Source organism: Flagellimonas abyssi, from assembly GCF_019457905.1.
Taxonomy (GTDB): domain Bacteria; phylum Bacteroidota; class Bacteroidia; order Flavobacteriales; family Flavobacteriaceae; genus Flagellimonas; species Flagellimonas abyssi.
Window position 1 is genome coordinate 46,083 of sequence record NZ_JAHZSV010000035.1, and the last position, 6,860, is coordinate 52,942.

A 6,860-nucleotide genomic window follows, 5' to 3' on the forward strand; every position below is an offset into this window, starting at 1 on the left:
TGAAAATCGATAGAAACAATAGGGCAACAATTACGGTTTTTTTACATTGGGGTAACCTTTTTTAAAAAAGAGAGGCGATAAGCTCTTAAAGTTCAATCATAAAGTTGACCAACTCTTCTTTTTGGTCAATGGGCAACTTTTTTCTCAATCGGTAACGGGCCACTCTAACGCTATCTGGCGTCACCCGCAATATGGATGCTATTTCCTTTGAGGATAGATTTAGACGCAACAACATTCCCAATCGTAATTCTGCCGGGGATAATGAATCCTCCGAAAGCATCGAAAGTTTCTTGATAAACTCTGGGTGGATCTCCTTAAAAAAAGTCATAAACTCGTCCCATTCCTGTTCCTGTTTTAGATTAAAATCTATCTCGTTGACCAGTTCCTTTATTTTGTCCGAAGTATTCATATGTTTTCGTGAGACCATATTCCGAAGCGTGTTGGACATATCGAGCAAAATCTTGTTCTTTTGGGAGAGGTGTAGGCTATATCGCGATAAAGAGGCTGCTTTTAACTGCACTTCGCGCTGTAAGTTTTGTTCCTCAATGGCTTTTTTGTCCAACTCTGCCTTGAGCATACGGTGTTTATACTCCTGAATCTTCAACGTAGCCTTCCGCTTTCTGCCCATATAGTAAAAGAGAATTATAAAAATAACGGCTATGGCGAATAGTGCAACCCAAAGCAAATTCTGATTGGCAACACTTACCTTGTTCTGCTCCTTCAATAGTTGAATCTCTGCTTCCTTCTTATTGGTCTCATAAATGGTTTGCAGCACGTTCAATTGGTCATAATTTTGAGACCGTAGCATTTCACTGCTATATGCTTCAGCAAGAAGCAGATGCTCGTGAGCCTTTTCAAAATTGCCCATGAGGGCGTAGTTCTTGGAAAGGTCCTTGTGTGCACTCTCCAATTGATGTAGGTCGTTCAACTCTTTAGCGAGATTCAAGGCTTTGGTTGTATGTTCCAACCCTGATTGATAATCACCTCTTTTTCGAAATGAATCACCAAGGTTGTTCAGCACATTGATTTCTTCTGTAGTTCGTGAACCTTGGAGATGGTCATAGGCCTTTTTGAAGTATTCGTACGCCAGCTCAAATTCCTCCAAATCTTCATAAACACTTCCAATGTTTTCATTGGTAATAGCAACACCAAAGTCATCATTCTGCTTCTGAAATAAATCCAGACTACGCCTTTGGTCTTGGAGGGCTTCGTCATATTCGGATTGTTTTTCGTGGCTCGCTCCCAACAAACCTAGTGAAGTGGCCAAACCTTTATCATCTTTGAGTTGTTCTGATGCTTTTTTGGTTTCCTCAAAATATTGTTCGGCCAATTCAAAATTGTTCAATGAAAGATATACTTTACCAATATTATTGTTGAGTGTGATGTACAGAGAATCCTCCAAATTGGACCCTAACTGTTCCAATGCAGAATTGTATTGCGCTATGGCTTCGGTATATAGGCCGAGTGTGTGATAGTACTCACCCAATTGAAGATAGGCTTGGGCGATTTGAGCCGGATTTTCGGGATGCTTTTTTACAATCTCCAATTGACTTTGAAGTGCATTGTAAGTATCCGTAGTTTTTCTATTCGTTATAGGTACATTGGTCTGTTGTCCCGAACCGCCCATCGGGATCAATAAACTGAACAAAAAAACAAAACCAAAAACATTTTTCATGGTGGGTTATTGAGCAAAAAGCAAAAGTTCAAGTACGCTTTTGATCCTCACTCCAACATCACCATTGGGTTAATAAACCATTAAAAATTGAGGCAATAAAAAAGGCCCTGCAAATGCAGGACCTTTCCGTATTAACTTTTATAAATCGCTGTTATGCTTCAAAAGGTTCGATGGAAACATAAGATTTACCACCAACTTTCTTTTCAAACTTAACCACACCATCTACCTTGGCATGCAAAGTATGGTCTTTTCCAGCGTATACGTTTTCGCCAGGATTGTGCTTGGTACCACGTTGTCTTACAATAATGTTACCAGCTGTTGCCGCCTGACCTCCAAAAATCTTAACACCTAAGCGTTTCGATTCTGATTCTCTACCGTTTTTTGAACTACCTACACCTTTCTTGTGAGCCATGATATATAAATTTTAGTTCTTTTCTTATTTGCTTAACGCTTCGATCAACTCGGCCTTCTTCATGGAAGAGTAACCGGTAATTTCCTTGGCTTTTGCCATATCCCTTAATTCAGCAACAGTTTTGGAGCTCAAGTCCTCGGTTGCTTTTGGAGCCTCTTTCTTAGGTGCTTCCGCTTTTTTCTCAGCTTTTTTAGGTTCTGCTGCTGGCTTGGATTCTTCCTTTGCCTTTGCAGGAGCTGCTTTCTTGGCACCTTTTGTCAAAATTCCTTCAACAACGATCTCTGTCAAATATTGTCTGTGACCGTTCTTTTTCTGGTAACCTTTACGTCTTTTCTTTTTAAAGACGATGACCTTGTCTCCTTTTAGGTGCTTTACAACTTTGGCCTCAACAGCCGCACCATCTATGACCGGGGCGCCAATGGTTACGTTATCACCATCTTCCAAAAGAAGAACTTTATCGAAAGTGATTTTATCACCTTCTTCTCCTTGCAAACGGTGAACGTACACTTTTTGGTCTTTAGCAACTTTAAATTGCTGCCCTGCCATCTCTACAATTGCGTACATAATGCGTTAATTAGATTAAAATTATTGCGCTTTATCAAAATTAGCGGGTGCAAATATACTGCTAAATCCTTAATCCACAAGTATTCCTCTCCAATTTAACCCATAATTTTTTTGGAATTGTTGCTCGTTTTAAATAGTTGCATAAATGAAAGTGTCAAAACCAAGGTAGAGGCAAACCCCATAATGGCCACGGTAAAAAACACTATTCCTTGAAAATTCTTGTAATCATTGGACCAGGCAACCGAAAGTTTGTCCAGAAAAGCACTATCCAATTCCGTTGCATAAAAGGCAAAAAAAATGGTGAACAACAATGTTGCGATAAAGCCAGTGGTTATACCGGCCGTGAACCCATTTCCATAACTGAAAGACTTACCCTGTTTTATCTTGGTATATTTAATGGTCTCATAGATGCCAAAACCTGTTATTATACCATTGAACAGGCTATAAAAAACATTGGTATGCTTGCCCATTAAGGCCAAAATCAAAAAATACGCAATCAGCACAGCACTGGTGACTATGCCAAAACGAATCGGGAGAGTTAAATTTTTCATATTGTATTTTTTTGAATTCATTGTATAATTTACTGAATGTTTGCGAATTATCCCACTCTTTGAGACTAAAGACCAGGTTAAAATTTACCTGCTGCCCGAAAATATTTTATATTTAGCGTAACATCGATTGATAAATCGATACCAACCTCTTAGCAACATCAATTTTTAAATACTGACTATTAAAATGAAAAAACATTTGTTTACTGCATCTGCCATGCTCTTTGCAGCAACTAGCCTTTTTGCACAAGAGGTGGTTTTTGAAGAGTATGACCTGGACAACGGGCTCCATGTGATCTTACATCAAGACAATGGTGCTCCAGTGGTGACCACATCGGTGATGTACCATGTGGGATCTAAAGACGAAGACCCGGACAAAACGGGTTTTGCACACTTTTTTGAACATCTGCTCTTCGAGGGCACCAAAAACATTGAACGAGGCCAGTGGGACCAAATAACCGCGGCCAACGGAGGGAGAAACAATGCCAATACCTTTTTGGATCGCACCTACTATTATGAGGTTTTCCCTTCCAATAGTTTGGAAGTTGGACTTTGGTTGGAGTCAGAGCGATTAATGCATCCCATTATTGGCCAAGTTGGCGTAGACACCCAAAAAGAAGTGGTACAAGAAGAAAGAAGACTCAGGACCGACAATGCCCCCTATGGTGCATTTTTTGAGCAAATCTTGAAAAACCTCTACACAAAGCACTCTTATAGATGGGGAGTAATCGGTTCTTTAGACCATTTGGCAAGCGCCACTTTGGAGGACTTCAAAAAATTCAACCAAACTTATTATGTTCCCAACAATGGAGTATTGGTCGTAGCGGGTGATTTTGAAACCGCAAAAACCAAAAAAATGATAGAGGACTATTTTGGCCCCATTCCAAGGGGAGCCGAAATAAAGAGACCCAATATCAAGGAAGACCCTATCACCGAGACAAAGTTTGCCAAATATTACGACCCGAATATTCAAATTCCGGCCATTCTATTGGCATACAGAACGCCTGGACAAGGACAACGGGACGCTTATGTCATTAACATGATCTCCACTTATCTGAGCGATGGTGAAAGTTCCAAGTTGTACAAAAAATTGGTTGACGAGAAAAAAATCGCACTTCAAATACTTTCTGTTCCCATTGATGCCGAAGATTACAGCTCGTACATTGTTGGTGGTCTTCCTGTTGGAGACAATTCCATTCAAGATATCAAAAAAGAAATCGATGAAGAGATTTTGAAGCTTCAAATGGAATTGATTTCCGAAAAAGATTATCAAAAACTTCAAAACAAGTTCGAAAATCAATTCGTGAATGCCAACAGCAGCGTGGAAGGCATTGCAAATTCCTTGGCCGAAAACTATATGCTAAAGGATGACACGAACCTCATCAATACCGAAATAGATATCTACCGCTCCATTACCCGCGAGGAAATCATGGAAGTGGCCAAAAAATATTTGAAGGTGAACCAACGTGTTGAGTTGGAATATTTGCCAGAACAAAAAGACGCTAATTAAGATGAAAAAGTATTTAGTTTTAGCTGCGCTGTCCTTGTTCATGACAGCCACATACGCACAGATAGACAGAAGCACGCCCCCTGAACCAGGGCCTGCACCAAAAATAAATTTAAAAGAACCCGCCCGTTTTGAACTAAAGAATGGTTTGAAGGTACTCGTAGTGGAAAATCACAAGTTGCCACGGGTCCGAATCCAGCTGTCCATCGACAACCCACCTATTTTGGAAGGAGACAAAGCAGGAGTTTCCGCCTTGACGGGAAGCATGCTCGGCAAAGGATCCAAAAACATCCCAAAAGACGAGTTTTATGAAGAAGTGGATTTTTTAGGAGCCAATATTTACATCGGTGAGCAAAGCGCCTTTGCAAGTTCCTTATCCAAATATTTTCCAAGGGTTCTTGAGTTGATGGCAGATGCCGCTATCAACCCGAACTTTCTCCAAGAAGAGTTTGAAAAGGAAAAAGAAAAGGTGATTACCGGAATCAAATCGGAAGAAAAGGATGTTTCAGCGATTGCAGACAGGGTTCAAGCAGCGTTAGCGTATGGCAAAAACCACCCGTATGGCGAATTTATGACCGAAGAAACGGTAAACAATGTTTCCCTAGTGGATGTGGAGCAGTTCTACCGGTCCTATTTTGTTCCAGCCAATGCCTATTTAGTAGTAATTGGTGATGTGGAGTTTGACACAGTTAAAGAACTTGTCACAGAAGCATTTACGCCATGGACCAAGGCCGTACCGCCATCCCTCAGCTATTCGGACCCACAAGACGTGCAGTACACACAAATCAACTTTGTTGATGTTCCGAACGCCGTTCAATCCGAAGTAGCAGTGGAAAACATCACGAATTTAAAAATGAAGGACGAGGACTATTTGGATGCTCTTTTAGCCAATAGGATATTGGGCGGTGGATCACAAGCCCGTCTGTTCAAAAATTTAAGGGAGGACAAAGGGTATACCTATGGTTCGTATTCTGGTATCCGTGCCAATAAATTCAGTCCAATGCGGTTCAATGCCTACGCCCAAGTTAGAAATGCCGTAACCGATAGCTCGGTGGTCGAAATTTTGAAAGAAATCGATAAAATGACCTCCGAACCCGTATCCGATGAAGAATTGGCCAATGCCAAGGCCAAATATGCCGGTAGTTTTGTAATGGCTTTGGAAAAACCTGAAACAGTTGCAGAATACGCATTGAACATTGAAACAGAAAATCTTCCAAAAGACTTTTACGAAACGTATCTGGAGCGTTTGGACGCCATCTCAAAAGAAGATGTACTTAAAGCCTCCAAAAAATACTTTTCAACCTCCAATGCCCGTGTAGTGGTCACCGGAAAAGGTACGGATGTGCTAGAAAATTTGAAAAAAGTGAATTTTAATGGAAAAGCTGTTCCCGTTCTTTACTATGACAAATATGCCAATAAAACAGATAAACCAGAATATGGCGCAGCTATACCCGAAGGAATCGATGCCAATACTGTTTTGGAGAATTATATTGAGGCCATCGGCGGAAAAGCCAAATTGGACGCCGTGGATTCGTATTCAATGGTGGCAGAAGCCGAAATGCAGGGCATGAAATTGGAGCTTGAAATGAAGAAAACAACCCAAGACCAGTTTATGCAAAACATAAAAGTACAGGGCAACTCTATGCAAAAACAGGTTTTGGATGGTGACTCCGGATATATGGTAATGCAGGGTCAACGCAAAGACCTTTCCGCTGAAGAAGTCGCAAAAATCAAAGAAGAATCAGCGGCATTCCCAGAGCTGAACTATTTGGCCGCAGGCGATGTTACGCTCGAAGGAGTTGAACCCGTTGGCGACAAAAAAGCGTACAAATTGAAGATAAGCGATCGAAAAACCGCTTTTTATGACATGGAAACAGGACTAAAGGTACAGGAAATCGTTACCCAAGAAGTGCAAGGACAGCAAATGACAAGTACTATTGGATACGGAGATTACCAAGAAGTTTCCGGAATCAAGTTCCCATTTAAGTTGATGCAGAGCATGGGGCCACAGAACATGGAGTTTATTGTGAAAGAAATTAAGGTGAACGAAGGCGTTGAAGCCTCAGACTTTAAATAATCAAAACTCTTAATAACGTAAAAAGGCGCTCTAAATAGCAGTCATGGTCGGAAGATTATTCTTCCGACTTTTTTGTT

At 40.8% G+C, this 6,860-nt stretch carries 6 protein-coding genes; 2 read left to right on the forward strand and 4 right to left on the reverse strand.

Annotated features, from left to right (window positions below):
• Positions 1-85: 85 nt before the first annotated feature.
• The 4 genes from K1F36_RS17315 to K1F36_RS17330 all read right to left on the reverse strand — a co-directional run bounded on the left by K1F36_RS17315 (position 86) and on the right by K1F36_RS17330 (position 3,202).
• Positions 86-1,675: a tetratricopeptide repeat protein gene (locus K1F36_RS17315; protein WP_220114917.1), complete on the reverse strand. Its 1,590-nt coding sequence runs from the start codon at positions 1,673-1,675 to the stop codon at positions 86-88.
• Positions 1,676-1,826: 151 nt separating this feature from the next.
• Complete coding sequence (gene rpmA, locus K1F36_RS17320; protein WP_163624958.1) at positions 1,827-2,087, reverse strand: 50S ribosomal protein L27; 261 nt, start codon at positions 2,085-2,087, stop codon at positions 1,827-1,829.
• A 24-nt stretch (positions 2,088-2,111) separates the two neighbouring features.
• Positions 2,112-2,651: a 50S ribosomal protein L21 gene (rplU, locus tag K1F36_RS17325; protein WP_220114918.1), complete on the reverse strand. Its 540-nt coding sequence runs from the start codon at positions 2,649-2,651 to the stop codon at positions 2,112-2,114.
• Positions 2,652-2,746: 95 nt separating this feature from the next.
• Positions 2,747-3,202: a DUF4199 domain-containing protein gene (locus K1F36_RS17330; RefSeq protein WP_220114919.1), complete on the reverse strand. Its 456-nt coding sequence runs from the start codon at positions 3,200-3,202 to the stop codon at positions 2,747-2,749.
• Between the two features lie 184 nt (positions 3,203-3,386).
• On the opposite strand from K1F36_RS17330, the gene K1F36_RS17335 reads away from it, so the two are divergent.
• Together K1F36_RS17335 and K1F36_RS17340 are read left to right on the forward strand one after the other, a co-directional pair.
• Positions 3,387-4,709 carry a M16 family metallopeptidase gene (locus K1F36_RS17335; RefSeq protein ID WP_220114920.1) on the forward strand — a complete coding sequence of 441 codons (1,323 nt, stop codon included), beginning with the start codon at positions 3,387-3,389 and terminating at the stop codon, positions 4,707-4,709.
• Position 4,710: 1 nt separating this feature from the next.
• Positions 4,711-6,783, forward strand: coding sequence for a M16 family metallopeptidase (locus K1F36_RS17340; RefSeq protein ID WP_220114921.1), 2,073 nt, complete (start codon positions 4,711-4,713; stop codon positions 6,781-6,783).
• Positions 6,784-6,860 lie beyond the last annotated feature (77 nt).

Coding starts and splice junctions, on each gene's coding strand:
- rpmA (WP_163624958.1), bottom strand. CDS start 2,087: ATGGCTCACAAGAAAGGTGTAGGTAGTTCAAAAAACGGTAGAGAATCA.
- K1F36_RS17315 (WP_220114917.1), bottom strand. CDS start 1,675: ATGAAAAATGTTTTTGGTTTTGTTTTTTTGTTCAGTTTATTGATCCCG.
- K1F36_RS17340 (WP_220114921.1), top strand. CDS start 4,711: ATGAAAAAGTATTTAGTTTTAGCTGCGCTGTCCTTGTTCATGACAGCC.
- K1F36_RS17335 (WP_220114920.1), top strand. CDS start 3,387: ATGAAAAAACATTTGTTTACTGCATCTGCCATGCTCTTTGCAGCAACT.
- K1F36_RS17330 (WP_220114919.1), bottom strand. CDS start 3,202: ATGAAAAATTTAACTCTCCCGATTCGTTTTGGCATAGTCACCAGTGCT.
- rplU (WP_220114918.1), bottom strand. CDS start 2,651: ATGTACGCAATTGTAGAGATGGCAGGGCAGCAATTTAAAGTTGCTAAA.